This is a genomic window from Bacillus rugosus, from assembly GCF_023238245.1.
GTDB lineage: Bacteria > Bacillota > Bacilli > Bacillales > Bacillaceae > Bacillus > Bacillus rugosus.
This window is the reverse complement of sequence record NZ_CP096590.1, coordinates 577,774-603,154: the sequence shown is the minus strand read 5'-3', so window position 1 is coordinate 603,154 and position 25,381 is coordinate 577,774. Positions and strand designations below refer to the sequence as shown.

Here is a 25,381-nt window from a genome sequence, read left to right as displayed (position 1 = left end):
TCTTTTTGAATCTTAAATAAATCCGCCGTTCACACGAATCGTCTGGCCTGTGATCCACTGTGATTTTTCACTTACCAAGAACTCAATGACATTTGCAATATCTTCGGGTTCGCCAATTCGGCCGAGTGCAATGGTCTTTTTCAAGCCTTCGATTTGCTGTTCGGTTTTGCCAACAGTAAACAGCTCAGTATTTACAGGCCCCGGCGCAACCGCGTTAATGGTGATTTGCTTCTCTGCGAATTCTTTTGCAAGCTGGCGGGTGAATTGCTCAACCGCTCCCTTTGTTCCTGCGTATACGCTGTACGTCGAAAACATTTGCCCGACGACGGATGTAGAGAAGTTGATGATTCTCCCCTTTTCCTCCATGTATTTCATTGCTTGCTGGCAGGCGAAAAATGTTCCTTTTACATTGAGATTAAACTGCTTGTCGAAATCTTCCTCTGTTACTTCTTCGATTGGCTGATAAATATTGATACCCGCATTGTTGATCAGAATATCTACTTTTCCAAATGCCTCGATGGTTTTTGTAAATAACGACTCTGCGCCGGCTACCTTGCTGAGATCGGCTTGGATATCTACAGCTTCTCCGCCCTTTTTCTTGATGCCTTCCACAACCTCTTCCGCTTTTTCCGGGCTGCTTGAAAAATTGACTGCCACTTTAATGCCGAGATCAGCCAGCTGTTCGGCAATCGCACGGCCGATTCCTCTTGAAGCTCCCGTTACAATCGCTGTTTTACCATTTACCTGTTCCATGTATGCCACCCTCCGATTGATTACGATTTTTCCGTAAAAGCCAAAAAACCATTTTCAAGTAATGACCAAACATTTTCAAATTCCTCTTCTATCGTATCTCGTTCCCACTCGTACGCATGAGCGGGATGATGAAAACGTTCTGTCGCGAAAAAAATGCCCCGCGCCAGCTCCTCATGATCCTTAGTTTTTGTGTCACAGTCATTCAAAAGGACACTCAACTGCTTGACCATATGAACAATGCTTTTGTTGACCATCTCCGAGCATTCACCCGTCACTTTCGTATACATGGCAAATAATTCTTCATCTTCTAAAGCATAATACCGCTTAAGATCAAACAATTTCTTGATATACGCTTTTACATGCGCAGCGCCTTTTAGAGAAGAATCTTCATATACAGCGGTAAGAGGCACGATGATCTTTTCATTCAGCCACATTTCAGTCGCCGCTTCCAAAATCTCTTTTTTGCTTTTGAAATGGCGATAGATCGTTCCATGGCTTACCTGTAATGCTTTCGCTACATCTGTAATCGAAGTTTTCGCGACACCAAAACGCCTTAATGTTTCTTCTGTCGCTGCCAGTATTTGTTTTTTGGTTAATACGTCACCTTCTGAAGATCTGTTCATAGTACTGTGGCTTTTCAGGGCCGCATACAACACCTCCCTGAAGACATCTTAGCAAAATCACAAACAAATGACAAATATCCATTCCTGTCATTCGTCACAAAAAAAAAGAGTGATGTACTATGCATCACTCTTCTCTCTATTATTCTTTGATTTTCTTTCTTCCAAACGGCCACCAGTTGCCTTCGCCAAAGGTCATGATGATTGCCGGAATGAAGAGCGGGAGAATGACAAGGCCGTAAAGCAACAGCCCGATAATGATGACACTTGCCACCTGCATCAGCGTATTGACGCCTGAAGGCATCATCGCCGCGAACGTTCCGGCCAAAATAATGGCCGCCGTAATAATGACGGATCCCATTTTGCTCATTGATCTGACAACACCTTGCGCAATGCCAAGGTGCACCTCTTCCTTAAATCGGTCCAACAAGAAGATCGAATAATCCACGCCTAACGCGATCAAAATAACAAAGCTGAAGAACGGTACCGCCCAGCTGACGCCGGCGTTTCCTAAGCCGTTTACAAAAATTAATTCCGTTATGGATATCGAGGTGTAATACGTCAGCAGCAGTGACGCGATCATATAAATCGGCATGATCATTGATCGGAACAAAATCGTTAACACAATAAACAGGCCAATAATCATGATCACCATTGTTCTGGAGAAGTCCGTTGTGGAAAGCTCTTTTAAGTCAGCATTCACACTCGTGACCCCGCCGTATACGATCTGTGCATCCTCGAGAGGAGTGCCGTCCACTTCGTTTGCTACAGCTTTTTTGATTTGGTTTATTGTTGTAATGGCTTGTTCTGAATAAGGATTAGAGTCCAAGACGACGCTTAATTGCACGCCTTTGCCGTCTTCAAAGGAATATTGGTCGATTGACTTCTTAAAGTCTTTATCCTTCATTACTTGATCAGGAATGAATATCCCTGTATCCCTTACGGTTGAGCTTTTGCTCATATCCTCTAACATATCACTGGAAGCTGTAATGCCGTCAGAGATTTTCGTCAGGCCATCATTTGCACTCTTCACACCCCCGGCAAGCTTCTTCAGGCTTTCGGTCAGTGTTCCAGCTTGTGCCTGCTGGCCTGAGAGCTGCTGGTTCGCTTGTTCAAGTCCGGTTTGAATCTGTCCAAGCTGTCCGCTGATTGCCGTAAGCTGCTGCACGGTCTGTGCAGTATTGCCGGATTGGGAAATCTGTTTGCTCACGAGCTGCAGTTGCTGATTGATTTTGCCCAATCCGTCTGCCGCATCGCCCAGTGAACCGCCGGCGCTGCTATTTGAGGCTGAGACGGTTTGACCCGTCATTTGATTCAACCCGTTTTCGATATCCGTTAAACCGCTTTGGACATCGGCGATTCCTTTTACCGTCTTATCCAGCCCGTCTGAAACTGAGCCTAGCTGTTTATCAATATATAAATCTTTGATTTTTTCACCAGTCGGCTGCGTGATGGTCATGACAGAGTCAACATGCTCGACTTTCTCAATCGCTTTGCTGATATTTCCGAGATAAGGGATTGTATCAGCTGTTGTGAGATCTTTGTCTCCTTTTACGACAACATTGATCGGGAACGCTTTCCCTTCACCGAATCCATCCTTGATGGCCTCGAGAGCTTTTACTGATTTATAATCGCTGCTGATTTCCGCAGTCGAATCGAATGAAATCTGGTCATCATAGGTCAAAATGAACGGAAGCGTGATAATCACCGTGATGACAATAAACAGAAACGGACGCACAACGGAATGTCTGCCGAGAAACGCCCATAATTTGTTGTCACTGTGCGACAGCACTTTCTTAGAAGGCCAAAATAATTTTTCGCCCAGCGTCACCATAAATAATGGCAGCAGTGTATAGAGAATGATCATTAATATCCCTACACCGACTGCTACCCCTACTGCGGATTGGAAAATCGCAAACTTCGCAAATCCTAAGGCGGAAAATCCGATCAATACCGCAAATCCACTAATAAATAAGGTTTTTCCCCCCGTACGGTAAGCGATAAGCGCCGCTTCTTTTTTGTCATGCCCGTTCGCTAACTCTTCACGGAATCGGGTAAGAAGCAGAATGCAGTAATCTGTTCCGATACCGAACAGGATGGCAACTAAGAAGGTTTGCGTAAACGTCGAGATAGGAAAATCAACATTGTACACAAGGATGCCCAATATGGATTGACTGATCAGATAAGAGAAACCGACAACTACAATCGGAATAAAAGGCGTCACAACAGATCGGAACACGATCAGCAGTAAACCGATGATCAAGCAGACTGTGATCACTTCCGTTTTCTTGAGCCCTTCTTCTGAGCTGTGAGCGAAATCCTGATTAATGAGAGAGGCTCCCGTAATATATGCAGTCAAATCATTAGGAACGATTTTATAAATATCATCCGCGATTTTTTCCGCTTTTTTATCAGAACCTGTAATCGTGACAGGAATGAGAACGGTTTTTTTGTCTTTTGAAATCAATTGGTCTTTGACTTCTTTGTCTGCTGTTAGAGGAGACGTTATTTCTTCTACACCGTCGATCTTTTTGACTTTATCAATCATTGTCCGGAGCTGATCCTCTGTTTCTTTCTTCAAAGCGTGATCTAATGTAAAGACTATACTGATCGAATTATTGTCTTCGCCCGCTTGTTTTAAAATGGCATTTGCTCTTTCTGAAACAGCATCTGCAGGAAGCTGGGCCTGCCCCTTTTGATTGGCCAGCTCCGTTAAGTTCGGAGAAAACAAACCCAAAACGACGGTAAGTGCTAATATAACCGCTGCAATTGCCCACTTGAATTTGATGATTGCCCTCATTCTGCAGAATCTCCTCCTTTAAATTTGCTTTTTAGAATGGTGAATATCTCTATGATGGAATTTAAGTGTTTCTCATCTATATCATCGATCAGCTCTTTGAGAGCATTAAAAATGGCTGAATCTAATTCTTCCAGTATGGTTTCACCGCTGGATGTGATGTTAATAAGCTTAGAGCGCTTATCACTTTTCGCCGGACAGGCATCCCATTCAACCAATCCCTTATCGAGCAGCTTTTTCAGCCTGTTTGAAATCGCGCTTTTATGTACATTTTGATACATGGCTAGGCTGCCGGGAGAGGTTGGGCCCTTGACTTTTAAAATCTTTAACAGGTCTGCCTGCTCCCTTGAGATATTCTTGAAGACATCCTGATTGATTTCATGATGCACAAACTCTGTCCCTTCAAGTAATACTTCCACGAACAGGTTTATCGCCTGACATAGCTTTTGTTCATTCAACAACTGCCCCTCCTCACTATAGTTTACCCCTCTAAACTTTATGATCAATGTCAATTAGTTTATTCCCCTAAACTATGTCTGTCAACAAATTTTATTCACGAACACCTTACCAGGAACGCTTGTTCGTGTATAATAGACGTTATAAACGCGAAAGGGGAAAATTAACATGTCAGATTTTTCATTAAAATTGTATGAATATAACGTCTGGGCCAATCAGCAAATCTTCAACCGATTAAAAGAGCTTCCACAAGAGGTGTACCGCCAAGAAATCCAAAGCGTGTTTCCGTCGATATCCCATGTGCTGTCTCATGTTTATCTTTCTGATCTCGGCTGGATTGAAGTGTTTTCCGGCCAAAGCATGACTGATGCTTTGGCATTAGCTGAACAACTTAAAGAACAGACAGAGGCAAAAGAAATGGAGGAAATGGAAGACCTGTTTCTGACATTATCCGAGCGCTATACATTATTTTTACAGCAAAAAGAGCAGCTCAATAAGCCCCTCCAGATTATAAATCCCTCAGGCGGAATCATGAAAACGACTGTTTCTGAGCTGGTTCCCCACGTTGTCAATCACGGGACATACCACCGCGGCAATATCACAGCAATGCTGCGGCAGACAGGATACGCATCCGCTCCGACAGATTATGGGCTATACCTGTACATGAAAAAAACTGAAATGGCATAAAAGAAAGCGGCTCCCTAAATTGAGCCGCTTTTTTTATGATGCATCGTTCAAAACCATAAAAATTTCTTTTCATATTTCCTGTATAGTAAAAAAGATAGAAATTTTAGTGTTATAATAATCATTAAAAATATATTGCTGACCCAATAAACAATTTTCAATGGAGGAACACACAAAGTGACAGACGATATGACGAAAGACAATATAAATCAGCAAAAATTGGAGAGAGGCTTGAAAAACAGGCACATCCAGCTCATCGCCATCGGCGGGGCCATTGGAACGGGCTTATTTCTCGGCTCAGGAAAATCCATTCATTTTGCCGGACCGTCGATTCTATTTGCTTACATGATCACAGGCATCATTTGCTTTTTGATTATGAGATCTCTGGGTGAACTGCTGTTATCGAATTTGAACTATCACTCTTTTGTTGATTTTGTACAAGACTATTTAGGCGATATGGCAGCCTTTATCACCGGCTGGACCTATTGGTTCTGCTGGATCTCGATTGCAATGGCTGATCTGACAGCCGTCGGACTTTACACTCAATATTGGCTTCCGGGTGTGCCGCAATGGGTGCCCGGCTTAATCGCTCTGATTATTTTACTGATTATGAACTTGGCAACCGTCAAGCTCTTTGGAGAATTAGAATTTTGGTTTGCTTTAATTAAAGTCATTGCCATTTTGGCGCTGATCGTCATTGGCCTTGTGATGATCTTTAAAGGTTTTTCCACAAGCTCAGGCGTCTCCAGTTTCACAAATCTCTGGAGCCACGGAGGTATGTTCCCGAATGGCATGCACGGGTTTATCCTCTCGTTCCAGATGGTTGTATTTGCCTTTGTCGGCATTGAGCTGGTCGGACTGACAGCCGGTGAAACAGAAAACCCTGAAAAAGTAATCCCTAAAGCGATCAACAATATCCCTGTCCGGGTCCTGCTTTTCTATATCGGTGCTCTTCTCGTGATTATGAGCATCTATCCTTGGGATGTCATTAATCCTAGCGAGAGCCCATTCGTACAGGTATTTGTCGCGGTCGGTATCGTCGGGGCAGCAAGCATTATCAACTTTGTGGTGCTGACATCCGCTGCCTCAGCATGCAACAGCGCTGTATTCAGTACAAGCCGTATGGTCTATTCCCTTGCGAAAGATAACAATGCGCCTGAATCAATGGCGAAACTGACTCCGCGTAAAGTACCTAGAAATGCGTTGTTCTTTTCAGCTATCGTGATTTTAATCGGTGTTACGTTAAACTACATCATGCCAGAAGGCGTATTCACCCTGATCACAAGCATTTCAACCGTCTGCTTTATTTATATTTGGGGGATTACGGTCATCTGCCATATGAAATACCGGAAAACAAGACCTGAATTAGCGAAAACAAACAAATTTAAGCTTCCGCTTTACCCGTTTACCAATTACCTGATTCTTGCGTTCCTGGCGTTTATCCTGGTTGTGCTGGCATTGGCTGAGGATACTCGTGTTTCCTTATTTGTCACGCCGGTTTGGTTTATTTTGCTGATTGTGATTTATAAAGTGAGAAAAGCGAAGCATCAATAAGATTCGCAGCTCCTGCCTCAGAAATGAGAGCAGGAGCTTTTTTGATGAAAATAAATGACAAATGACCTTTGCTTTTGAATTTGAAGTTATGCTATAGTGTGTGTAATCAAAACAAGAAGGGATGATGGGTGGACAATGATTAACTAATCTTATTTTTGCCGTTTGAAATCAATATTTCAAATCAGAAAAAATAGGATTAGTCTGCCCATTTTCTATATATACGACATTGCTATTTATAAATAAATAGCTTATTTGATCATGCAACGGTGCGGCTAATCCTTCCAATACATTTTGGGAGGATTTTTTTATTCTCCCTTTAAAGCGAGGGATATGGATGAAAGAGATCGTAACATTAACAAATGTCAGCTATGAAGTGAGGGATCTGACTGTTTTTAAAAACATAAATGCCAGTGTTCAGCAAGGAGATATCATTGGGATTATTGGAAAAAATGGTGCTGGGAAGTCTACGCTGCTGCACCTCATTCACAATGACTTAGCTCCTGCACAAGGACAAATCCTTCAGCAGGATGTAAAAATGACGTTGGTTAAGCAGGAAACCGCGTCGTATTCCTTTGCGGATCTGACGCCTGCCGAAAAGAAGTTACTGGAGAAATGGCGTGTGCCCGTCAGGGATTTCCAACAGTTAAGCGGCGGTGAAAAACTGAAAGCACGGCTGGCGAAAGGACTATCAGAGGATGCAGATCTTTTACTGTTAGATGAACCGACAAACCACCTTGATGAAGAAAGCTTGCAATTTCTCATTCAACAGCTGAAAAGTTATAGAGGCACTGTAATTCTTGTTTCTCACGATCGTTATTTTTTAGACGAAGCCGCAACAAAAATATGGTCGCTCGAAGCTCAAACCCTGATTGAATTCAAAGGAAATTACTCTGGGTATATGAAGTTCCGGGAAAAGAAAAGACTCGCCCAGCAGCGTGAATATGATAAGCAGCAAAAAATGGTTGAACGGATTGAAGCACAAATGAATGAGCTTGCTTCATGGTCGGAAAAAGCCCACGCCCAATCGACGAAAAAGGAAGGGTTTAAAGAATATCACCGGGTAAAAGCGAAGCGTACGGATGCCCAGATTAAATCCAAGCGGAAGCGGCTTGAACAAGAGCTGGAGAAAGCAAAGGCCGAACCCGTTGAGCCGGAATATACTGTCCGCTTTTCAATTGATACAACCAAAAAAACAGGAAAACGTTTTTTAGAAGTTAAGCATGTAACGAAGGTTTTTGGCGAAAGGATCCTCTTTAAAGACGCACATTTTACAATTCAGCACGGCGAAAAGGTAGCGATCATAGGACCCAATGGCAGCGGAAAAACAACATTATTGAAAATCATTCTGGGACAGGAAACGGCTGAGGGAAGCGTATGGGTATCGCCGTCTGCAAATATCGGCTATTTAACGCAAGAGGTGTTTGATTTGCCTTTAGAACAAACACCGGAAGAGTTATTTGATCATGAAACATACAAAGCAAGAGGACACGTTCAAAGTCTGATGAGGCACTTAGGTTTTACAGCTTCGCAATGGACTGAGCCGATCAAGCATATGAGTATGGGTGAACGTGTAAAGGTCAAGCTGATGGCATATATGCTAGAGGAAAAAGACGTGCTGATTTTAGATGAGCCGACAAACCATCTCGACCTGCCGTCACGCGAACAGCTGGAGGAAACACTGTCACACTACAGCGGCACATTGCTGGCGGTTTCACATGACCGATACTTTCTCGAAAAAACAACAAACAGTAAACTCGTCATCTCAGACAATGGCATCGAAAAGCAATTGAGTGGCGTTCCATCAGAAAGAAATGACCGGGAGGAGCTTCGTTTAAAGCTTGAGACAGAAAGACAAGAAGTGCTGGGCAAGCTCAGTTTTATGACGCCAAATGATAAAGGGTACAAGGAGCTTGATCACGCGTTCAATGAGCTTACGAAACGAATGAAAGAGCTGGATCAATAGCGTGTAGGGGATACCAAGGGCTGTTCGCCCTTGGTATTTTTCAAGCTTTCGCCTTCAGCCCTCGCCAAAAAATATCGAAGGAAATCTCTAAAGACCGCTCAAATGATTGTTTATTCTCGTAAACCAGCTGAATGTTCAGCCCGTCAAAAAGAGTGATGAAGGCTATCGCACACTTCTCGGGCGGACAGGTGATGCCCGATTCTTTAAAAACAAGTGCAACCCGGCTTTTCAAAGCATGCAGAAACATCAGGTACTGGGCTGAAATAAAATCACTTACTTCAGCAGGAGCCTTAAACGACATCGCCTGCAAAAAGGCTACATTGGGCATAGCATGAAAGCGCATCTGTGTTTCTTTTAAAAAATCATATATAAGATTCTTGGCTGGCATATGCTTTCGTGATTCAAAAAAATCATTGATAAACGCTACTTCTTCTTCAACAATCTCGGGGTACACTTCCATCAGCAGATCCTTTTTTGACGAGAAATGGTAGGACAGAGATTGTTTCCGAATTCCTAATTCTTTTGCAATATGCGCCATTTTGACTCCCTCGTAGCCAAGTTCATTAAATTGGCGAACGGCTGTGCGTTTTATATTCTCACGGGTCACTGTTCTGCCCTCCCCAAATTATTACATCCGTTTTCTCTTGGAACAGATAAATAAAATATATAATAAAAGAAACAGCAGGTACACCAAAATAGAAGCGATATAAAGCTCCCGATAAGAATAAAGCGTTGCCACCACACCTAATAACAACGATCCTCCTCCAATTCCCATATCAAAAAAATTAAAGAATGTCCCCATAGCATCCTCATGTTCATGCTCTTCTACAAGATTGATACACCATGTCTGGATAGCCGGAAATATTGAGCCGAACCCAAATCCGTAACATATTGCCGCTGTAAAAAACATTGCATTGGTTTGGGCAATATATAATATTGAAAGGCCTGCTATTGAGAATATTGATGCGGGGATAAGGATGGCTGCCGCTCCGAATCGGTCAAATATTTTCCCGGAGATAAGACGTATAAAAAAACTGGCTGCTGCAATCAGAAAGAAAAACATTCCGACACTTCGGAAACCCTTTTCGATCGCATAGAGCGCAAAGAAGGACATAATCCCTGATGCAGCAATGCCGACTAATAAAATTAAAAACGAAGGAAACAGCACACGTCTTTCTAACACCTTTATCTTTACCCTTCCCTTTTCACCCGTGTCTTTTGCTACAGGCCGCCTCCGCACAAGTGCAGCCATAAGCACTGCCAGTAAAAGAATGGACATCCCGCCTAGAAAAAGCCTCTCAAAATCATAAAGCTCCAGTGCTGAGATACCAATCATAGGCCCAACCGAAACAGCAATCGTTTCGCCTACCCCAAAATATCCAATCCCCTCGCCTCGGCGCTCCTTCGGAATAATCTCCGCGGCAATCGTCGCAAAATAAGTAGTTGCTAATCCAAAACCGGCACCATGTATTAAGCGAATGAGCAATAGGACGCTCACATCTGATGCGAGATAATATGCACCGGTTGAACAGGCACTGATAACAATTCCAAATATAAGTAAATATTTTTTATTAAATCGTTGAGCCAAAACCCCTGCAAAAGGACGTATGGCAATGGCAGATATCATAAAAATCCCTGTAACCAATCCGACTTGCTTTGCCCCGCCTCCGATAGCAGTTACAAACAAAGGCAATGTCGGCAATAACATTTCAAACACCATAAATAAAAATGCATTTGAAAGCGTGACAAAAATAAATGATATAGACCACATTTTTGCAGCATGTATTTTTTCCACCTGTAACTCCATGAGCTTCTTCTCCTTTTCTGTTGATCGATTTAATTGGATACACTCACTTTATCTGACTATAGTCAGATTGTAAACTGGAAATCCACGAAAAATTTATGTTAATGACTTATTTTTAAATGTTTTTCACTCAAAAAAACTGACAATAGTCAGACATCCATAAAGAAGAAAATAAGTTTGATTCGATCGTTACAGGCGAGGAGCTCCGTAAAATGTTGACGATTTCAATAATAATGTACATAAAAAAAGAACAACACACGTTGTCCTTGTTTATATCTTAAAGTACCCTGTCACCACTTCCAGATAGACATTTCCATACTGGAGGAAAGGATCAGAGCCTGGCTGCCGTCATAGGACACCATTTTGTTTTCAAACATCAAAACGAACTGAAAATGATAAAAAGTGTTCCCCTACATCAAATGCAAAAGAAGGAAAATAACGGAAGACAGTAGAAGGATAAACCCAACAAACAAAATGAGGATGGATCATATGACTGAAGACTTTTACTGTGATGAGGTATTTAGCGGCAAAACGAAAGTGACTAAGGTAATAGAGACGGATAACGTATTGGCTTACTATCATACAAAGCCTTTTTATCCGGTTCATATTGTAGCTGTTCCCAAGAGACATATCTCTTCGTTAATCACCTTGGAAGAGTCCGATCATGACTTACTTCTTGAATTAATGAGTGTCATTCAAGAGGTCGCTTCCATGGTGACGGAAGAAAAAGGCGCATGCCGTGTAATCACCAACTTAGGAGCTTACCAGGACTCTAAACATTTACATTGGCATATTGTGTTTGGAGAACCGCTTAAGTAAAAGCGTCTGGGTCAGCACAGCTGTTTCCGCATACGTATATTGGTCATGGCATAGCCCATCTTCTGATAGAGATGGACGGCTGTCTCGTTGTGCGCAAACACATGAAGCGCAATTCTTTCCGCTCCAATCTCTCTTGCTCTTTCATCCAGCGTTTGAAGCGCCAATTGCGCCAGCCCTTTTCCGCGATAGGCTTCATATAATCCAAAGGAATAAATAAACGCTTCCCTTTGTGGATGGAGCGGATCAGCATACAGCCAAAGCCAGCCTATCCTTTCTCCTTGTTCATTTGTAATGTTCCAAAAGTTATGATTGCTGCTGTTTCGACCATCCGGAATCATTTTCTCATATGCTTGCTTCGATTTCTCAATCGCCTCTTTTTCTGTCCAAGTTCCCGACGCTATGTTTTGTTTCGCATAATTTTGCACGGACATCCCGCGAAATGCTTTTAACTCTTCCACAGTCATATCTTCCAAAGTTAACGTCATCCTGTATTCCTCCTTATGAAAAAAGTCCAGCCAATGCCAGACAATTGAAAATCTCTTCAATAAGCCGTTTTCAGCCTTTGACTCTCTATCATTCGATAAGAGAAATAGATTTCCTGCAAACCAGTATAAAAGACTGTGAGAATATAAGAGAAAGCTTACGTGACCTCCCAAATGATTATCATGATCGAAACAATCAAACAGATCATTGCGGGTATCGTCATGAGAACCGATTGACGTGCTCGAACAATGTGCCCATGAACCGCTCCCGCCATGAGAACGACAAACAGTACGCCTGCTCCAAATGCTGCATACCGATTCCAAATTCCCGCTGTCATAGCAAGTGCCCCGGCTATTTCAAGAATGCCAGTAACAGTCAGAAACCACAATGGATATTGATAATGCCGCCAATGCTCCACTTGAAAGGGAACGCGGAGCACCTTTATGATCCCTCCCGCGAGCATAAAAGCTGCCAAACTGACTTTCATGATCATAGATATCATCTTACGCCACTCCCTTTTTGAAGCATCCCGTATATTAATAGATTCACAACCTGTGCTGCGAGGCTCGCCGGATCTTTGATTCCGGTTAACAAAAATGAATCGGTTAAATGTTCGATCATGCCGATCAAACACTCAGCGACCGTTTCCATGTCGAGTTCGGAGTGAAAATAGCCAAGCCGCTGTTCTGCTTCTAAGTTCTCTTTCAAAACCATCGCCAAGTCTTTTTTCATTTGTTTCGCTTCTGGGTTCAGAAAAAAGCCGATCTTCGTTACATCCTTGTCCTCAGCCAGACATTGAAAAACAGTTTCCACAGCAGACAGCACCCGTTTTGACACATCCTCCGTCTTTAATCCGTTTTCCAGAAGAAGAGACTCTGTCAGCTTTCTTACACGAGAGTGAAAAACGGTGATTAACTCCTCAAAGACGGCTTCTTTGCTTTGAAAGTACAGATAAAAGGAAGGCTGCGTCAGTCCAGCTTTTTTCACAATTTCACTTACTTTTGTCTCATGAAATCCCCGAATCGAAAATTCATTAGCAGCAGCTTTGAGTAATCGTTTCCGGCTTTCTTCTCCTTTACGTCCTTTTTTGCTTTTCAACTAGGATCATCCTCCACAAAAAGATACTCAAAAGTAATGTTACTCGCGAGTATTATTTTATAGCATTGGATTTTATGTCAATGAGTTTCATTTTTTCTCCAGACTTGTCCTGCCCATTTTACCCTCATCTCATTATATAGGCCGCCTCATTGCTTATTGAATCTCTAATACAAGGAACAATTGGATGGCGCGGCGCATACTGTACTGTACAGAAGGATGGGAAGGTGTGATGGGATGCCGACTACAGTAATCAATCTATATTACTTGAAGATCAACAGCATTTCAGGCAATGGTTCAATTACAATAGGCGAAGCCGCATATAACAGCCCTACCAACAATCAAAAATCTCAAGGAACCAATTCTTCTTTCGGTGATACATCACCTACAGAATCAGTAATGGAAAACTTCTTAAATGATCCTGATGTAAATGATCAGACATCTATCGGCAGCTCTGCTACATCCAACGTTAATACACCTCCGATTGTACCGCCGCCAATCTTAGATTAAAGAGGTTTCGTTTATGCCATATCAAATTAATATCGCGAATATAAAGGTTAATGGAGTTACGCAAAACGGGAATGTGGATATCGGTCCAACTTTGCATAACAGTCATACAGCGAACAGCAAATATTTTGGAGCAAACTTTTCTTTAGGGGATTTTTCGCCTTCTTCTTCACTTTTAAACACTGGAAATCTTGATACTGACGTCAGTGACCAAGACAAAATCGGAAATTTTTCTGCACCAATTGCAAATCAAATATAAGGAGTACGTCGTATGGATATCGAAAAAATACGAAAGTGGCTTGAGATTACCAATGAATATAAGCAAAGTGATTTTTGGACAAAAGTGCTCAAGCATAAAACCCCGGAACAATTTTTTGATTCCGATACTAATACGTTCGTTTATGACCTTTATCAAGATGAAGAGAATAATTTCATCATTGTGGAAATCCCCGGTGTGTATAAGGAGGAATTAACGATCAGCTTAATATCTAAAACCCAGCTGTTAATTAAAGGAACGATCACACCTGTTTTCCCCGCCGAAATGGAGGTGCTGCGTGAACGATATTACGGTGAAATTGAGCGAACGATTCATCTTCCTGAAGCCACCGAACCCCATTTATTACAGCTTCAGATGTTAAACGGGCTTCTTCACATTTCGTACCCAAGACAAGTCGAAACCATCGCGTTCGATAAAGGGCTTAAATAAGGTACATTTATACCATCTAATCAAGCAGTCATGGTTGAGAAACTGTGAATATGATCCTCAAAAGAAACCGCCCGGTATCCTTATACGAATGAATGACCAAATAACTGGTCAGGTGGTAGCATGAATTTATTCGGGATGCTTTTGTTCTCTTATATCTGGTGTCATCTTGCAGAGGATGTCGGGAAGAAAATCAATTGCGCAAATGACCTCTACCCAAACCGTTGTCATGATTTCTATCGGAACGATTATTGTTCAGCTATCATTGAACCTTTACGATTGCTCTTCTCTTTATGGAATGGCTTCAAGTGAAGTCTAACTTTATCGAAACGTTTTTAACTGGAAAAGCAAGAATCGTTATTGATCATGGACATGTACATACAGAAAACTTAAAGAGGATGAGGCTTGCTGATCAGCTTGAAATGCAGCTGAGACTTCAGGGTGTCAGCTATACAAGAGGCAAACGGCCAGTTAGGATTAAAATGAACAGACGCGGCCAAGCCCTTAACAGTCAGGGAATGAAACAGACTTTATAAATAAAGACTATCAGCCTTCACAAACAACAAACCATAATCCTTTTGATAAAATCAATGAGAATGTAAAGCCAAGTCCTATAAGACGCATTAAAAAGACGCCAACTTTGGGCGTCTATTCGTTTTTTTACGTCATTTTTTACCGTTTTGTTTAACCAGTTGATCCTCACGCTACGTAAACTAATAAGCAGTTCATACAGAGAAAGGAGAAATGGGATGGACAAATATCCAAATATTCATTCGATTTCTGAAAACGGCTTCTCGAATACTGGCGGCGCATTTTCAATCAGTCCGCTAACGGTGTCTAAATCAGAATCCGGTGATAGCGGATCGAATACGGGAATTGTTTTTCGATATAATCTTTTTAATCAAACAAGCTCCACCAATAGTCAACATGTGATAAACACACTGCAAGAGCTTTTCCAAAACCTTTTTGATCCTTGATATTTTCCACTTTTTAAATACAACTCTGCTGAGGTGGCGTATGGATTTTCCAATTATTCACACAAACTTTTAGGATGCTGTGATAGCCGTTCCAACAATTATCTTGTTAACTCAAATCCTCAAAATATTATTAAAGATCCCCAAAACATTTGTACTCTCAGTTGCCTTACTAACAGGTCTTATCATTTCTGTTTTCATAAGCCATCGACACAGCCTCTTTTCTGGCATATTTATGGGCTGGTTTTACGGCTACGCCGCTATCGGTTCCTACTCAAATAGGCGAATAGTCTGGATTATACATATTATTCAAGGTTCATCAGCATTGTTCAGAGGATTTGCTGATTCAGCGTGCTTTGGCGTACGGAGTAAAAGTCTATCCTACCGCGCTCTATTTCGTAAACAACACCCCTGATCAGCCACTGATTAAATTGGGGTTCGGCCATCTTGGCTTTGATGAGATAACACATGGTGTCCAGCTTTTAAAACAAGCATGGGGGATGGCATGACGTTGTTCCCTTTCTAATTCAAAAAGCCCCTTAAAGGGGGCTATTATTCATCTTCATATAACCGATAAACCCTTTTCAGCCTTTCTTCGAGCTGTTCAAAATGAACAAAACGGGCTTCTCTCAGAAACTCAGTCCCATCAATGAACAAAAGAAGCACAGGGACAGTGAAGACTGAAAATCTGCCGGCGACCTCTTCTACATCGTCAGCATTGATATGCCCCAATGTGATCTTTGGAAACTGATCCAATAATATTCTGAGCTGCGGCAGAACAGCGTGACATACTGTACAGCTGTGTCTTGATATATAGATAAAACTGAATTGATGCTGTTTAATAAAATTCTCTATAGCATCTAATGAATGTAATTCTGTCATCTCTTTCATCAATTTACTCCTTCAATTTGGTCTGTCTTTCATGACCAAGCTCATCGATACGTATCATTCACTATACACATTTATAGTTATTATATCCGCTTTTTTGCTTTGCAGGGCACCTGTAAGTTTGCACGAATATCGCAAAACAAAAGAACAGTTACTGCTTGCCAGTAACTGTTCTTAATCCCTTCGTATTAAAAATGCAAAGCGTAAGCTCCTGAACCGATGAGTGCAACCCCGATGGAGACTGCAATCAGCACCACGTTATATTCAAAACCGCCTGCGCCATTTGCAAATCCTTTCGCTCCATGGACTTTTACAATGGCACCTAACATAATGATCGTTATGATAGCGGCTCCAAGCGGGAGGAATACACCTAAAATAAATAAAATTCCGCTTACTAACTCCCCAAGACCTGATAAAGCGGCCGCGACGTTACCTGGTTTAACCCCAATTGACTCGAACCATTGTCCGGTTCCTTTAATTCCGTATCCGCCAAACCAGCCGAATAATTTTTGTGATCCATAAAACAGAAACACCACACCAATCATAATGCGAATAAGCAACAGTCCTGCATCTTCCATTTTTATCTCTCCTTATTTTTGATGTAACATGATGTGCTAAAAGTCAGTACGTCTCGTTATTTACCTTCAGTAACTTCCAGCAATCATCTGTTGAATATATGTCATTTTATGTTTCTTCATGCGTCAGGTTCACCCATTACAATTAGTCTAATTCTCTCACTTCAAAAGGCAGCAGCCCTTGTTCAATTTGTGTTCGATGCGGTTCATACTGCACAGGCAGCATCAATTTTCCGCCCATTGTTTCTTGTGATTCATCATGTGCAAAGCCTGGAGGATCCGTTGCGATTTCAAATAGGATTTCCCCATGTTCTCTGAAGTAAATCGCATTAAAATAGTTTCGATCCTGAACAGGAGTCACACCATAACCGTGAGAAGCAATATATCTTTGCCAATCTAATTGATCTTGGTCATCTCTAGCCCGCCAAGCAATGTGATGCACCGTGCCGACTCCCATTTGCCCGCGGCCAATAGGCGTTAATTTAAGGTCAATCATATTTCCGATATCTCCGGCAGAACGATAACGAACGAAGTCTCCTTCCTTGCCGACTCGGTCCAGCCCCATGATATTTTCTAGCAGTTCACCTGTTTTTTCAGGATGTGCTGATAACAGGGTTGCACCGCCAAAACCTTTAATGGCAACATCAGGTGTTATATCTCCGAACGTCCATGTATTGGCTTCTCCTTCTTCTCTTTCCACGATTTCTAAATGCAGGCCGTGCGGATCATCAAATTCTACATATTGTTCACCAAAACGCTCGATTTTCGTGTATGGAACGTTGAACTTCTCAAGTCTCTTTTCCCAAAAAGCCATAGCTCCCTTCGGCACGACATAAGACGTCACGCCTACTTGACCGTCTCCAATGATGCCTTTGCGGGCTCCCGCCCACGGAAAGAAGGTGATGATTGTTCCAGGCTTCCCGCCTTCATTCCCAAAATAAAGATGATACGTACCTGGATCATCAAAATTGACCGTTTGCTTGACCAATCGAAGCCCCAACACTCCTGCGTAGAAATCTGCGTTCTCTTGAGGGTGACCGACAATTGCTGTAATATGATGTATTCCCATCGTTTTTTTAGCCAATTTTATCCGCTCCTTTAAACGTTCATTTAGATATACTCAACAAACTCATTCACAGGCTTCCGGTAGCCGCGCGGCCTTCTGCTCTCTGTTTTTTCTTTCCCAATTGTAATCATCATGACAATCTCAAATTGATCATCTATATTCAAAATTTGTTTCACGGCTTCAGCATCAAAGCCGATCATAGGGCAGGTGTCCCAGCCTTTTTCCTTAGCACTGAGCATAAACATCATCGCAGAAAGTGAAGCATTCCTTATCGCCTCATCTCTCTTAAATTGTTCTCCCCTGTTTTCATAAAACGAAACGGTGTCTTGAACCATGTGATCATACTCTTGCTTATTTAAAACCCCCAACACCTTTAATCCTTCATAAATGTCAGCCGCTTGCTGATAGGCCTGCTTATCCCCTAATACCAAAAGAACCGCAGATGAGCTAAACACTTTATATTGTCCGTTTGCAGCCTGCTTCAGCTTTTCTTTTACATCCGGATCTAAAACCGTCACATATTTTGTATGCTGCAAATTAAAAGCCGATGGAGCCAATGTGACCAATTCAAACATCTCATTGAGTTCATCCTTGGTGATTGGATGGTCTGGAAGGAAATTGCTTGCAGATCTTCTTTCATTGACTAGCTGTGAAAATTCAGCCATTTACGATACACTCCCTTTATCTCGAATTCGAGATATTTCTTTATAAAAAAACACATTGCATAACATTCAAAAGAACTGACAATGATTGATATCCACTACATTATTCAGCAACCCGCAGGTTTACGCCTGATCGTTACCAAAATATCTCGAATTAAAATATCTTGAATATGAGATAATAATAAAATACGGATGTTCTAATGTCAACAGGTTTTTAAAAATTAAGTGGAAATTTTTCACTGAAGCACCATGTTGATTGGTAGATCATCACCGTTTGTGACATAAGAATCCATTTATATGTGTGATCTTTTAGCCCGTCCAACTTTTTTTCTTTCACCTTATTTATTAGTAAACAGGAAACAACGTTGCTATAGACTCACTCGAAATTGAATTGGTATGATAAGCAAAGTGATTACACAAGAAAGGATACGGAGAGCGAATAAAAAGCACTCCTATTTTTTTGTGCAGTTTTACAGGAGGAAAAAATGGCAAGTGAAAGAGAACTAATAAGCAAAAAGGTTGCTTTGATTGCATTGATAGCCAATCTGATCTTAATGGCAGGAAAGGTCTTTTTTGGGCTGATAGGCGATAGTGAAGCCGTTTTTGCAGACGGAATCCATTCCGCAGCGGATGTCGTTGCTTCGATTGCTGTCCTGGCAGTGATCGGCATTTCCAATAAACCGCCTGATCAAGACCATCCTTTTGGGCATGGAAAAGCTGAAGTCATTAGTGAAGCGATAGTAGGAATTATCTTAGTGATCGTATCCATTTATATCCTCATAGAAGCGATTCTGTCCTTTGTTGAAGGGCCTAGCGTTCCACAATACAACGCATTGTTTGCAGCTCTGATTTCGTACGTGGCTAAGGAGATCTTATATCGTTATTCCATAAAGCAGGGGGAAAAATGGAACAGCAAAGCGATTATAGCGATTGCATACGATCATAAAGGCGATATCGTTGCCTCTCTTGCCGCTTTTATCGGTGTCCTATTGGCGATTATCGGAAACACCCGTGGATGGTCTTATCTGTTGTACGCCGATGCAATTGCCAGTGCCATCGTGGCTTACCTTATTTTTAAGATTTCAATGGAATTAATCAGGCCGTCTGTTGATGTTCTTATGGAGAAAAGTGTTGATCCCGAGCTGATAGAGGAATATAAAGCTGTTATTTTTCAATGTGATCAAGTAAAACGAATCGATAGAATCCGCGCGCGAGAACATGGCCACTATAAATTGCTTGATGTCCGTTTATCTTTGGATCATGATTTGACGATTAAGCAGGGACACGATATTGCCCGTGAAATCCGAAATGAAATCAAAAGACAGTTTTCAGATGTGGAAGAAGTGCTCATCCATGTGAATCCATATTTTGAAGAGTGAAAAGCTCCTTTTTAAAAGGAGCTTTTGCTTTATGCCGTTTGTTCAAATACGCTTCCTATCCTCGAGAATATCAATTTGTTGAAGACATATTGGCCTCATATGTTACATGCGCAAACTTTCCCCTTAGAACTCGCCATACTATATAATGTGAATGTATAAATCATATCAACAGAAAGGTTGTTAGAATGAAGGAATTTTTTTCAATTGGAGAAGTTTCAAAGTTATTCAATGTGAAAGTCTCTGCTCTTAGGTATTATGATGAAATCGGTCTTTTGAAACCGGAATATAAAGACGAGCATACGAACTATAGATATTATTCTACCCAACAGTTTGAGCGGTTGGATACCATCAAGTATTTGAGGGCTTTAGGCCTGCCAATCAATAAACTTCTTGATTTTTATAATTCTCAAAATACAACCAATCTGATTCATTTACTGAAAAGCCAGCAAACTGAAATTGATCGCAAAAAGAGAGAATTGGAGCGCATTGAAAAAAAGATCTCCCGCCGCATCTTACAAATAGAAGATGCCGTTCACACGCCATTACATCACATTTCAACAATCAAACTTCCCGCATTACGTGTGGCTTATTTACAGCATGAGTATATTCTCGGCCATGATATCGAACATTCATTAGCAGAATTGAGAACTCATCTGAATGTGAACGAGGATATATTTATAGGAAAGATCGGTTTATCCATTTCAGCAGCAAATGTAAAAGCAAATCAGTTCGACAAATATTCCAGCATATTCATGATTCTTGAAGATGAAAATGAAGAAACTTCATCCGAAATTATATTTCCTTCTAGAGAATATCTGCAAATCAGGTTTAAAGGGTCACATCCAGAAGCCGAACCATATTACAAACAGTTACTGGCATACATGAAAGAACATCATTATGAGGTAGCGGGAGACTCAATCGAAATCACACTCATTGATTATGGGATTACAAATAATCTAGACAATTATGTGACTGAAATCCTGCTGCCCATTAAATAAATCTCATAATATGTTTTTATTCTCCCTTGACTCTCTACTAACTTGAGGGTTTATTTTTTATGCAGGAATCATTATTGGAGGAGAACGCGTATGTTTGGAACCATTTTTAACACAGTTATGATCATTGCGGGAAGCATAATTGGCGGGATATTCAAAAAAGGCATTAAAGATGAATACCAGAATATCCTGATGCAGGCAATGGGATTCGCTGCAGTCGCCCTGGGGATCAACGCGATTACACAGCATTTGCCTGATAGTAAATACCCCATTCTCTTTATCGTGAGTTTAGCCCTTGGAGGTTTGCTTGGGCAGAGCATCAATCTGGAATTACGGTTCAACAAGCTGGTGAACAAATTCTCTAAAAGCAATTTAGCGGAGGGTTTATCAACTGCGATCCTATTATTTTGTATAGGTTCGCTGTCAATCTTGGGCCCTGTTGAAGCCGCGCTGAATGAAAATTATACGTATCTCCTGACAAACGGTATGTTAGATGGGATTACCTCCATTGTGCTCGCTTCGACATTTGGATTTGGAATAGCAGCGGCTGCCATTGTCTTATTTGCCTGGCAGGGCTCCATCTTTTTATTTGCTAAAGTAATGGAGAGCGCAATCAATACAGACCTTATAAACGAAATCACAATTGTAGGAGGCATACTCATCCTCAGCTCAGGGTTAAGCATTCTGGGAATTAAAAAGTTTAAAACGCTGAATCTGCTGCCGTCCTTGTTGATTCCGCCTGTAGTCATTTACGTCATTCATGTATTTGGATTGCGGTTTTAATGGCAACCTTCAAACACATGCTTCAAGGAAGGGAGTTCGTTCCATATCGTTAAACTTGATTCACTAATATCGCAAAATAGGGGCTCTGTAATGGGGCTCTATTTTGCGACATGAACCAATCCTAATGACCGGGCGGCAGTTTTGAGACAGCAGCTCACTTCACAACACGCGCACAAAAAATACCAAGGTATTCACAACCCTTGGTATCATGATGAAAATTCCCTGCCACTACCTTAGCCTCTGTTCTACATTCGTAATAGCAAGGATGTCTTTTATGTCGATCCAAAATCAAACAATATGCAGCTCAGTTTTTCGAAATCAGAAGCCAACTACTGCGCAAGCATTAAATCATTTTATATTGTCCTCTGTAAGGTTTTTTCACCTCTGGGTGCATTTTCATTAAAGTATTCATAAATGATGTCATATTAGAGATGTGCACACCGGTTTCTTTCTCAATCTTTCTTTTCAGCTCAATACTGCTCATTGGCTTATCCTGCTGCTTTAATATGTTTAACGCTGCTTCACGAGAGGTTTTTGATTCAGCTCTGCCCTGTCTTCTTTTTTTCCGCTGGATTGGTTTTGATGTGATATGATATGTCTTTACATCATTTGCTGTTTGTTCAATGAGCGCGACTTGAGATGGGCGCTTCTTTTCTATATTAGACTGTTCTAATGCTCTTAAGCTTGAAAAGATTTTCTCCCGTTCTAACTGGAACTCACGAAGTATCGACATTTCATGTTTATCTATTTCTGCTAATCTCAAACACAAAGCTTCTCTTTGATCAGCCATCTTCTTCCCCCCAATTAAGCAGGCGGACAAGAGCTTTATTCCACCTGCAGATCTGAGTGATCGTCCAACTCTTTAGTACCCTGACCAGGGAAATCAAAATAGTGAAGATGAGTGCGCTGTTAATCCTTTATTCGTTTTATAGCAGCGCTTATCACGATTTTTTTGTTCGGAACATACTTAGTATATAGCCGCCTATTCCCCCTATAATAGCTGGAATGAGCCATCCGAGCCCTATGTTGTACATAGGAAGAACCTGAGTGAATACGCGATTCACGACTTCAACTTTTACCCCAGCTTCATTCAAACCGTCGAATAGGCTAATGATAAACGTGAACAGTAAACTGCCCTGATACACTTCAGCCTTCCCTTTAAATACAGAATGCAAAAACGTTAAAAAGATTAAGGAAATCGCGATTGGATACATCGTCATTAAGACAGGCATTGACACTTTGATGAGCTGTGTTAACCCTATATTTGCGACAAGCGCACTAAACACCGCTAGGATCACAGCAATTTTTTTATACGAAATGTTCGGAAATAATTCATGAAAAAAGGAAGAGCATGCTGTGATCAGTCCGACACTTGTTGTCAGACATGCGACTGTGATCATTAAGCCTAAAAAGACGGAACCATAGGATCCAAAATAATAGGATGAAACATTAGCCAAAACCTCGGCTCCATTTTCTAAAAGCCCCAGCTTTTCAACACTGGAGGCTCCCATATATGAAAGGGCAGTATAGATAAGAGCTAAGAGTGTCGCAGCAATCGCAGTTGCTTTTGCACAAATTATGACCAGCTGTTTTTTGGTGGCAGCACCTTGTTCTTTAATTGCCTTCACAATGATGATTCCAAAAACAAACGCTACGAGGGCATCCAGAGTCAGGTACCCTTCCTGAAAGCCTTTAAAAAACACATGTGATGTATACCCTTTTGATGGTGCTTGGATTGTTCCGATTGGATGAACAACAGCTACCACTACAAGCAATCCGATAAATGTCAATTTAATTGGCGTTAAAAATTTTCCGACTACATCAATGATTTTTGTAGGGTTGAGTGATAACAGACATGCAACCGTGAAAAATAAAATTGTAAATATGATCAATGAAACAGGGCCTGCATCGTCTGATAAAAAAGGTTTCACTCCAATTTCAAACGATACGTTCCCGGATCTTGGGATTGCGAAAAAAGGCCCGATTGCCAGATAGAGCATCGTCGTAAACACGATTCCAAACACTGGATGCACACGGCTGGCTAGCGATTGTAAGTTATGTTTACCCGAAAAAACAAATGCTGTCATTGCCAGCAATGGCAAGCCAACTCCTGTCACTAAGAAGCCAGCATTGGCGATCCATACATTTGTTCCAGCCATTTGACCTAGCATAGGCGGGAAAATGAGATTTCCTGCTCCAAAAAACAATGCAAATAGCATTAATCCTATAATGATGATATAGGAAGAAGAAACTTTCTTTGACATGATAAATCCTCCGATTACCGTAGATACTTTTTTAAATGACCAGCAAACATTGCAGCTGCTATTTGCATTGGCACGGCGTTGACTCTAAAATCATAAGCTTGTGTCAGTTTTACATATTTTTATCAAGTTCAATAAAATCATGATCATTTCGATAGGCTCCCATAGCTGGGTTCAGACTTTTGCCATGCAAGATTCTGGTTCGATAGAATCCTGTGCAATCAATGCATCTTCGCTCTGTCACAGGACCCCGGGTTTAGCCGGCTGAATAAATTGACGACTGCGCATGTTCATAGATTTGATACTCTTCCATTTTCTTATTCACCATTCCCCTTTGATTTTCACAAGCCTAAATCGTTCAAAAAACCAATTGTACCAGAACCATATAGACAACGGTTCCCCCCGCTATAGAAAGAAGCATATTCTTCTTCCAAAAGTGAAGAAGTGCAACGGCAGCTGCCCCAATCAATTCAGGGATGCCATGGCTTCCAGAAAGTAGGCTCACATCTTTAAAACAATAAATAACCAGAAGCCCGATTACGGCTGATGGCAGCACTCTCCCTAGAAATTGTACATATTTCGGTGTCGGTTTGCCAGACGGGAAAATCATGAATGGAAGGAACCGTGTCAGCATTGTGCCCAGCACGACCATTGCAACGGTAATAATTTGCTGCGTTATACTCATCGTCATACCGAAACCTCAGCTTTCTCTAATGGTTTTCTCAGAACAGTAAGTATCCCTAAAATGGCAAGCATAGCAGGAATAATAAAATGGTCTCCTCCAAAAATCATAAGACTGGCAGCAGAAAGCCCAAGTCCTGCGAGAGCACTGTGGTGTTTTTTCTCTTTCATCCACTGTTCTATGAAGATCACAATAAAGAGGGCGGTCATCACAAAATCAAGCCCTTCAGTATTAAACTTCACATACGATCCAAAAATACCTCCTATCGCTGCTCCTGCGACCCAATATAAATGATTAAGCAGCGTCACAAAAAACATAAACCAGCCCTTATCAACATTCGCTGGAACATTAGCGGTATAATTGATAGAAAATGATTCATCACACATTCCGAAAATCAGATAAAGTTTTTTCTTTCCAGTCCCCCTGTACTTATCCAACATGGAAATTCCATAAAACAAATGCCGGGCATTTACCATTAACGTCAAAAAAAGAGCATTCATCGGGTTGAACGCGCCCAGCAAAAAATGGGCGGCAACAAACTCCATCGATCCTGCAAATATAATAAAACTCATGATGATCGGATAAATTGCACTAAACCCTAAAGAATGCATAAAGATTCCATACGCAATTCCCAAAAATAAAAATCCGGCAAAAATCGGAATCGTATACGGGAAAGCCGAACGAAATGCAGCCCCTATTTGATTTCTTTTTGTCATAAAATTCACACCTTGCAACATTTTATCTTAAAGTACCATATAAAATCCATACAACAAACAAGATAATTGTATGGATTACAATTATCCTTTGTATAATGATAGAGAAACCTGCTGCACTCCTTTAGAAACCATTCGCGGGAATTTAGACAATAGAGGTGGATT

The 25,381-nt window shown here is 41.3% G+C and carries 28 protein-coding genes and 3 pseudogenes; 14 read left to right on the top strand and 17 right to left on the bottom strand.

Annotation, left to right across the window (positions count from 1 at the left end):
* Positions 1-12 precede the first annotated feature (12 nt).
* The 4 genes from M0696_RS03175 to M0696_RS03160 form a co-directional block, all read right to left on the bottom strand.
* Positions 13-753, bottom strand: coding sequence for an SDR family oxidoreductase (locus M0696_RS03175; RefSeq protein WP_222143633.1), 741 nt, complete (start codon positions 751-753; stop codon positions 13-15).
* Between the two features lie 20 nt (positions 754-773).
* Complete coding sequence (locus tag M0696_RS03170) at positions 774-1,376, bottom strand: TetR/AcrR family transcriptional regulator (protein ID WP_222143632.1); 603 nt, start codon at positions 1,374-1,376, stop codon at positions 774-776.
* A 139-nt stretch (positions 1,377-1,515) separates the two neighbouring features.
* The gene (locus tag M0696_RS03165) at positions 1,516-4,173 is read right to left on the bottom strand and encodes an MMPL family transporter (RefSeq protein ID WP_166854137.1); all 2,658 of its coding nucleotides are present in this window, start codon (positions 4,171-4,173) and stop codon (positions 1,516-1,518) included.
* Positions 4,170-4,628, bottom strand: coding sequence for a MarR family transcriptional regulator (locus tag M0696_RS03160; RefSeq protein ID WP_248602482.1), 459 nt, complete (start codon positions 4,626-4,628; stop codon positions 4,170-4,172). The genes M0696_RS03165 and M0696_RS03160 overlap by 4 nt, the downstream gene beginning before the upstream one ends.
* Before the next feature lie 166 nt (positions 4,629-4,794).
* Here M0696_RS03160 and dinB point away from each other — a divergent pair, with 166 nt between their 5' ends.
* From dinB to vmlR, 3 genes are all read left to right on the top strand, one after another.
* Positions 4,795-5,313 (top strand): damage-inducible protein DinB, encoded by a 519-nt coding sequence (gene dinB / locus M0696_RS03155; protein ID WP_248602481.1) that lies wholly within the window; start codon positions 4,795-4,797, stop codon positions 5,311-5,313.
* 174 nt (positions 5,314-5,487) lie between these two features.
* Positions 5,488-6,864, top strand: coding sequence for an amino acid permease (locus tag M0696_RS03150; RefSeq protein ID WP_222143630.1), 1,377 nt, complete (start codon positions 5,488-5,490; stop codon positions 6,862-6,864).
* Positions 6,865-7,198: 334 nt separating this feature from the next.
* Entirely contained in the window at positions 7,199-8,827 is a 1,629-nt protein-coding gene (gene vmlR, locus M0696_RS03145; protein WP_248602480.1) for an ABC-F type ribosomal protection protein VmlR, read from the top strand.
* A gap of 40 nt (positions 8,828-8,867) precedes the next feature.
* Here the strand turns inward: vmlR and M0696_RS03140 are convergent, their stop codons facing one another.
* Together M0696_RS03140 and M0696_RS03135 are read right to left on the bottom strand one after the other, a co-directional pair.
* The gene (locus M0696_RS03140) at positions 8,868-9,434 is read right to left on the bottom strand and encodes a TetR/AcrR family transcriptional regulator (protein WP_222143628.1); all 567 of its coding nucleotides are present in this window, start codon (positions 9,432-9,434) and stop codon (positions 8,868-8,870) included.
* Between the two features lie 21 nt (positions 9,435-9,455).
* Complete coding sequence (locus tag M0696_RS03135) at positions 9,456-10,634, bottom strand: MFS transporter (protein ID WP_222143627.1); 1,179 nt, start codon at positions 10,632-10,634, stop codon at positions 9,456-9,458.
* A gap of 486 nt (positions 10,635-11,120) precedes the next feature.
* Between M0696_RS03135 and M0696_RS03130 the strand changes: the two genes are divergently transcribed.
* Entirely contained in the window at positions 11,121-11,450 is a 330-nt protein-coding gene (locus M0696_RS03130; protein ID WP_166854144.1) for an HIT domain-containing protein, read from the top strand.
* An 11-nt stretch (positions 11,451-11,461) separates the two neighbouring features.
* Here the strand turns inward: M0696_RS03130 and M0696_RS03125 are convergent, their stop codons facing one another.
* The 3 genes from M0696_RS03125 to M0696_RS03115 form a co-directional block, all read right to left on the bottom strand.
* A complete protein-coding gene (locus tag M0696_RS03125; protein ID WP_248602479.1) occupies positions 11,462-11,935 on the bottom strand; it encodes a GNAT family N-acetyltransferase in 474 nt (157 codons plus the stop codon).
* 155 nt (positions 11,936-12,090) lie between these two features.
* Positions 12,091-12,435 carry a DoxX family protein gene (locus M0696_RS03120; RefSeq protein ID WP_222143625.1) on the bottom strand — a complete coding sequence of 115 codons (345 nt, stop codon included), beginning with the start codon at positions 12,433-12,435 and terminating at the stop codon, positions 12,091-12,093.
* A complete protein-coding gene (locus tag M0696_RS03115; protein WP_222143624.1) occupies positions 12,432-13,031 on the bottom strand; it encodes a TetR/AcrR family transcriptional regulator in 600 nt (199 codons plus the stop codon). Before M0696_RS03115 ends, M0696_RS03120 begins: the two co-directional genes overlap by 4 nt.
* A gap of 234 nt (positions 13,032-13,265) precedes the next feature.
* On the opposite strand from M0696_RS03115, the gene M0696_RS03110 reads away from it, so the two are divergent.
* From M0696_RS03110 to M0696_RS03075, 7 genes and pseudogenes are all read left to right on the top strand, one after another.
* A complete protein-coding gene (locus tag M0696_RS03110) occupies positions 13,266-13,538 on the top strand; it encodes a spore germination protein (RefSeq protein WP_148964515.1) in 273 nt (90 codons plus the stop codon).
* Positions 13,539-13,551: 13 nt separating this feature from the next.
* Complete coding sequence (locus tag M0696_RS03105) at positions 13,552-13,794, top strand: spore germination protein (protein WP_014112826.1); 243 nt, start codon at positions 13,552-13,554, stop codon at positions 13,792-13,794.
* Positions 13,795-13,806: 12 nt separating this feature from the next.
* Positions 13,807-14,241 (top strand): Hsp20/alpha crystallin family protein, encoded by a 435-nt coding sequence (locus tag M0696_RS03100; protein ID WP_222143623.1) that lies wholly within the window; start codon positions 13,807-13,809, stop codon positions 14,239-14,241.
* 175 nt (positions 14,242-14,416) lie between these two features.
* Positions 14,417-14,926, top strand: a pseudogene (locus M0696_RS21095) (DUF421 domain-containing protein).
* A 61-nt stretch (positions 14,927-14,987) separates the two neighbouring features.
* The gene (locus tag M0696_RS03085; protein WP_248602476.1) at positions 14,988-15,215 is read left to right on the top strand and encodes a spore germination protein; all 228 of its coding nucleotides are present in this window, start codon (positions 14,988-14,990) and stop codon (positions 15,213-15,215) included.
* 79 nt (positions 15,216-15,294) lie between these two features.
* Positions 15,295-15,492 (top strand): annotated as a pseudogene (locus M0696_RS03080) (hypothetical protein); the annotation flags it as partial.
* A gap of 10 nt (positions 15,493-15,502) precedes the next feature.
* A pseudogene (locus M0696_RS03075) lies at positions 15,503-15,721 on the top strand (MocR-like pyridoxine biosynthesis transcription factor PdxR); the annotation flags it as partial.
* A 43-nt stretch (positions 15,722-15,764) separates the two neighbouring features.
* Here the strand turns inward: M0696_RS03075 and M0696_RS03070 are convergent.
* The 4 genes from M0696_RS03070 to M0696_RS03055 form a co-directional block, all read right to left on the bottom strand.
* The gene (locus M0696_RS03070) at positions 15,765-16,103 is read right to left on the bottom strand and encodes a thioredoxin family protein (protein ID WP_166854149.1); all 339 of its coding nucleotides are present in this window, start codon (positions 16,101-16,103) and stop codon (positions 15,765-15,767) included.
* 185 nt (positions 16,104-16,288) lie between these two features.
* Entirely contained in the window at positions 16,289-16,678 is a 390-nt protein-coding gene (locus M0696_RS03065; RefSeq protein WP_010333166.1) for a DoxX family protein, read from the bottom strand.
* Between the two features lie 142 nt (positions 16,679-16,820).
* The gene (locus M0696_RS03060) at positions 16,821-17,759 is read right to left on the bottom strand and encodes a ring-cleaving dioxygenase (protein ID WP_222143621.1); all 939 of its coding nucleotides are present in this window, start codon (positions 17,757-17,759) and stop codon (positions 16,821-16,823) included.
* A 26-nt stretch (positions 17,760-17,785) separates the two neighbouring features.
* Positions 17,786-18,406: a nitroreductase family protein gene (locus M0696_RS03055; RefSeq protein WP_222143620.1), complete on the bottom strand. Its 621-nt coding sequence runs from the start codon at positions 18,404-18,406 to the stop codon at positions 17,786-17,788.
* Positions 18,407-18,888: 482 nt separating this feature from the next.
* On the opposite strand from M0696_RS03055, the gene mneP reads away from it, so the two are divergent.
* The 3 genes from mneP to M0696_RS03040 all read left to right on the top strand — a co-directional run bounded on the left by mneP (position 18,889) and on the right by M0696_RS03040 (position 21,560).
* Complete coding sequence (gene mneP, locus M0696_RS03050) at positions 18,889-19,782, top strand: manganese transporter MneP (RefSeq protein ID WP_222143619.1); 894 nt, start codon at positions 18,889-18,891, stop codon at positions 19,780-19,782.
* 185 nt (positions 19,783-19,967) lie between these two features.
* On the top strand, positions 19,968-20,780 hold the full coding sequence (locus M0696_RS03045) for a MerR family transcriptional regulator (RefSeq protein ID WP_166854153.1): 813 nt from the start codon (positions 19,968-19,970) through the stop codon (positions 20,778-20,780).
* A 90-nt stretch (positions 20,781-20,870) separates the two neighbouring features.
* Positions 20,871-21,560, top strand: coding sequence for a DUF554 domain-containing protein (locus M0696_RS03040; protein ID WP_248602475.1), 690 nt, complete (start codon positions 20,871-20,873; stop codon positions 21,558-21,560).
* 343 nt (positions 21,561-21,903) lie between these two features.
* Here M0696_RS03040 and M0696_RS03035 read toward each other — a convergent pair whose 3' ends face one another.
* From M0696_RS03035 to azlC, 4 genes are all read right to left on the bottom strand, one after another.
* Complete coding sequence (locus tag M0696_RS03035) at positions 21,904-22,350, bottom strand: Rok-like winged helix domain-containing protein (RefSeq protein ID WP_248602474.1); 447 nt, start codon at positions 22,348-22,350, stop codon at positions 21,904-21,906.
* Between the two features lie 151 nt (positions 22,351-22,501).
* On the bottom strand, positions 22,502-23,824 hold the full coding sequence (brnQ, locus tag M0696_RS03030) for a branched-chain amino acid transport system II carrier protein (protein WP_166854156.1): 1,323 nt from the start codon (positions 23,822-23,824) through the stop codon (positions 22,502-22,504).
* 355 nt (positions 23,825-24,179) lie between these two features.
* Positions 24,180-24,512 carry a branched-chain amino acid transporter permease gene (locus M0696_RS03025; RefSeq protein WP_072565804.1) on the bottom strand — a complete coding sequence of 111 codons (333 nt, stop codon included), beginning with the start codon at positions 24,510-24,512 and terminating at the stop codon, positions 24,180-24,182.
* The gene (gene azlC / locus M0696_RS03020; RefSeq protein WP_166854157.1) at positions 24,509-25,240 is read right to left on the bottom strand and encodes an azaleucine resistance protein AzlC; all 732 of its coding nucleotides are present in this window, start codon (positions 25,238-25,240) and stop codon (positions 24,509-24,511) included. Before azlC ends, M0696_RS03025 begins: the two co-directional genes overlap by 4 nt.
* Between the last annotated feature and the right edge of the window lie 141 nt (positions 25,241-25,381).

Excerpts from the sequence above, each read along its gene's own strand:
- M0696_RS03175 (WP_222143633.1), bottom strand. The coding sequence starts at position 753 with ATGGAACAGGTAAATGGTAAAACAGCGATTGTAACGGGAGCTTCAAGA.
- M0696_RS03170 (WP_222143632.1), bottom strand. The coding sequence starts at position 1,376 with ATGAACAGATCTTCAGAAGGTGACGTATTAACCAAAAAACAAATACTG.
- M0696_RS03165 (WP_166854137.1), bottom strand. The coding sequence starts at position 4,173 with ATGAGGGCAATCATCAAATTCAAGTGGGCAATTGCAGCGGTTATATTA.
- dinB (WP_248602481.1), top strand. The coding sequence starts at position 4,795 with ATGTCAGATTTTTCATTAAAATTGTATGAATATAACGTCTGGGCCAAT.
- vmlR (WP_248602480.1), top strand. The coding sequence starts at position 7,199 with ATGAAAGAGATCGTAACATTAACAAATGTCAGCTATGAAGTGAGGGAT.
- M0696_RS03135 (WP_222143627.1), bottom strand. The coding sequence starts at position 10,634 with ATGGAGTTACAGGTGGAAAAAATACATGCTGCAAAAATGTGGTCTATA.
- M0696_RS03130 (WP_166854144.1), top strand. The coding sequence starts at position 11,121 with ATGACTGAAGACTTTTACTGTGATGAGGTATTTAGCGGCAAAACGAAA.
- M0696_RS03125 (WP_248602479.1), bottom strand. The coding sequence starts at position 11,935 with ATGACGTTAACTTTGGAAGATATGACTGTGGAAGAGTTAAAAGCATTT.
- M0696_RS03120 (WP_222143625.1), bottom strand. The coding sequence starts at position 12,435 with ATGATATCTATGATCATGAAAGTCAGTTTGGCAGCTTTTATGCTCGCG.
- M0696_RS03110 (WP_148964515.1), top strand. The coding sequence starts at position 13,266 with ATGCCGACTACAGTAATCAATCTATATTACTTGAAGATCAACAGCATT.
- M0696_RS03105 (WP_014112826.1), top strand. The coding sequence starts at position 13,552 with ATGCCATATCAAATTAATATCGCGAATATAAAGGTTAATGGAGTTACG.
- M0696_RS03100 (WP_222143623.1), top strand. The coding sequence starts at position 13,807 with ATGGATATCGAAAAAATACGAAAGTGGCTTGAGATTACCAATGAATAT.
- M0696_RS03085 (WP_248602476.1), top strand. The coding sequence starts at position 14,988 with ATGGACAAATATCCAAATATTCATTCGATTTCTGAAAACGGCTTCTCG.
- M0696_RS03070 (WP_166854149.1), bottom strand. The coding sequence starts at position 16,103 with ATGAAAGAGATGACAGAATTACATTCATTAGATGCTATAGAGAATTTT.
- M0696_RS03065 (WP_010333166.1), bottom strand. The coding sequence starts at position 16,678 with ATGGAAGATGCAGGACTGTTGCTTATTCGCATTATGATTGGTGTGGTG.
- M0696_RS03055 (WP_222143620.1), bottom strand. The coding sequence starts at position 18,406 with ATGGCTGAATTTTCACAGCTAGTCAATGAAAGAAGATCTGCAAGCAAT.
- mneP (WP_222143619.1), top strand. The coding sequence starts at position 18,889 with ATGGCAAGTGAAAGAGAACTAATAAGCAAAAAGGTTGCTTTGATTGCA.
- M0696_RS03045 (WP_166854153.1), top strand. The coding sequence starts at position 19,968 with ATGAAGGAATTTTTTTCAATTGGAGAAGTTTCAAAGTTATTCAATGTG.
- M0696_RS03040 (WP_248602475.1), top strand. The coding sequence starts at position 20,871 with ATGTTTGGAACCATTTTTAACACAGTTATGATCATTGCGGGAAGCATA.
- M0696_RS03035 (WP_248602474.1), bottom strand. The coding sequence starts at position 22,350 with ATGGCTGATCAAAGAGAAGCTTTGTGTTTGAGATTAGCAGAAATAGAT.
- brnQ (WP_166854156.1), bottom strand. The coding sequence starts at position 23,824 with ATGTCAAAGAAAGTTTCTTCTTCCTATATCATCATTATAGGATTAATG.
- M0696_RS03025 (WP_072565804.1), bottom strand. The coding sequence starts at position 24,512 with ATGACGATGAGTATAACGCAGCAAATTATTACCGTTGCAATGGTCGTG.
- azlC (WP_166854157.1), bottom strand. The coding sequence starts at position 25,240 with ATGTTGCAAGGTGTGAATTTTATGACAAAAAGAAATCAAATAGGGGCT.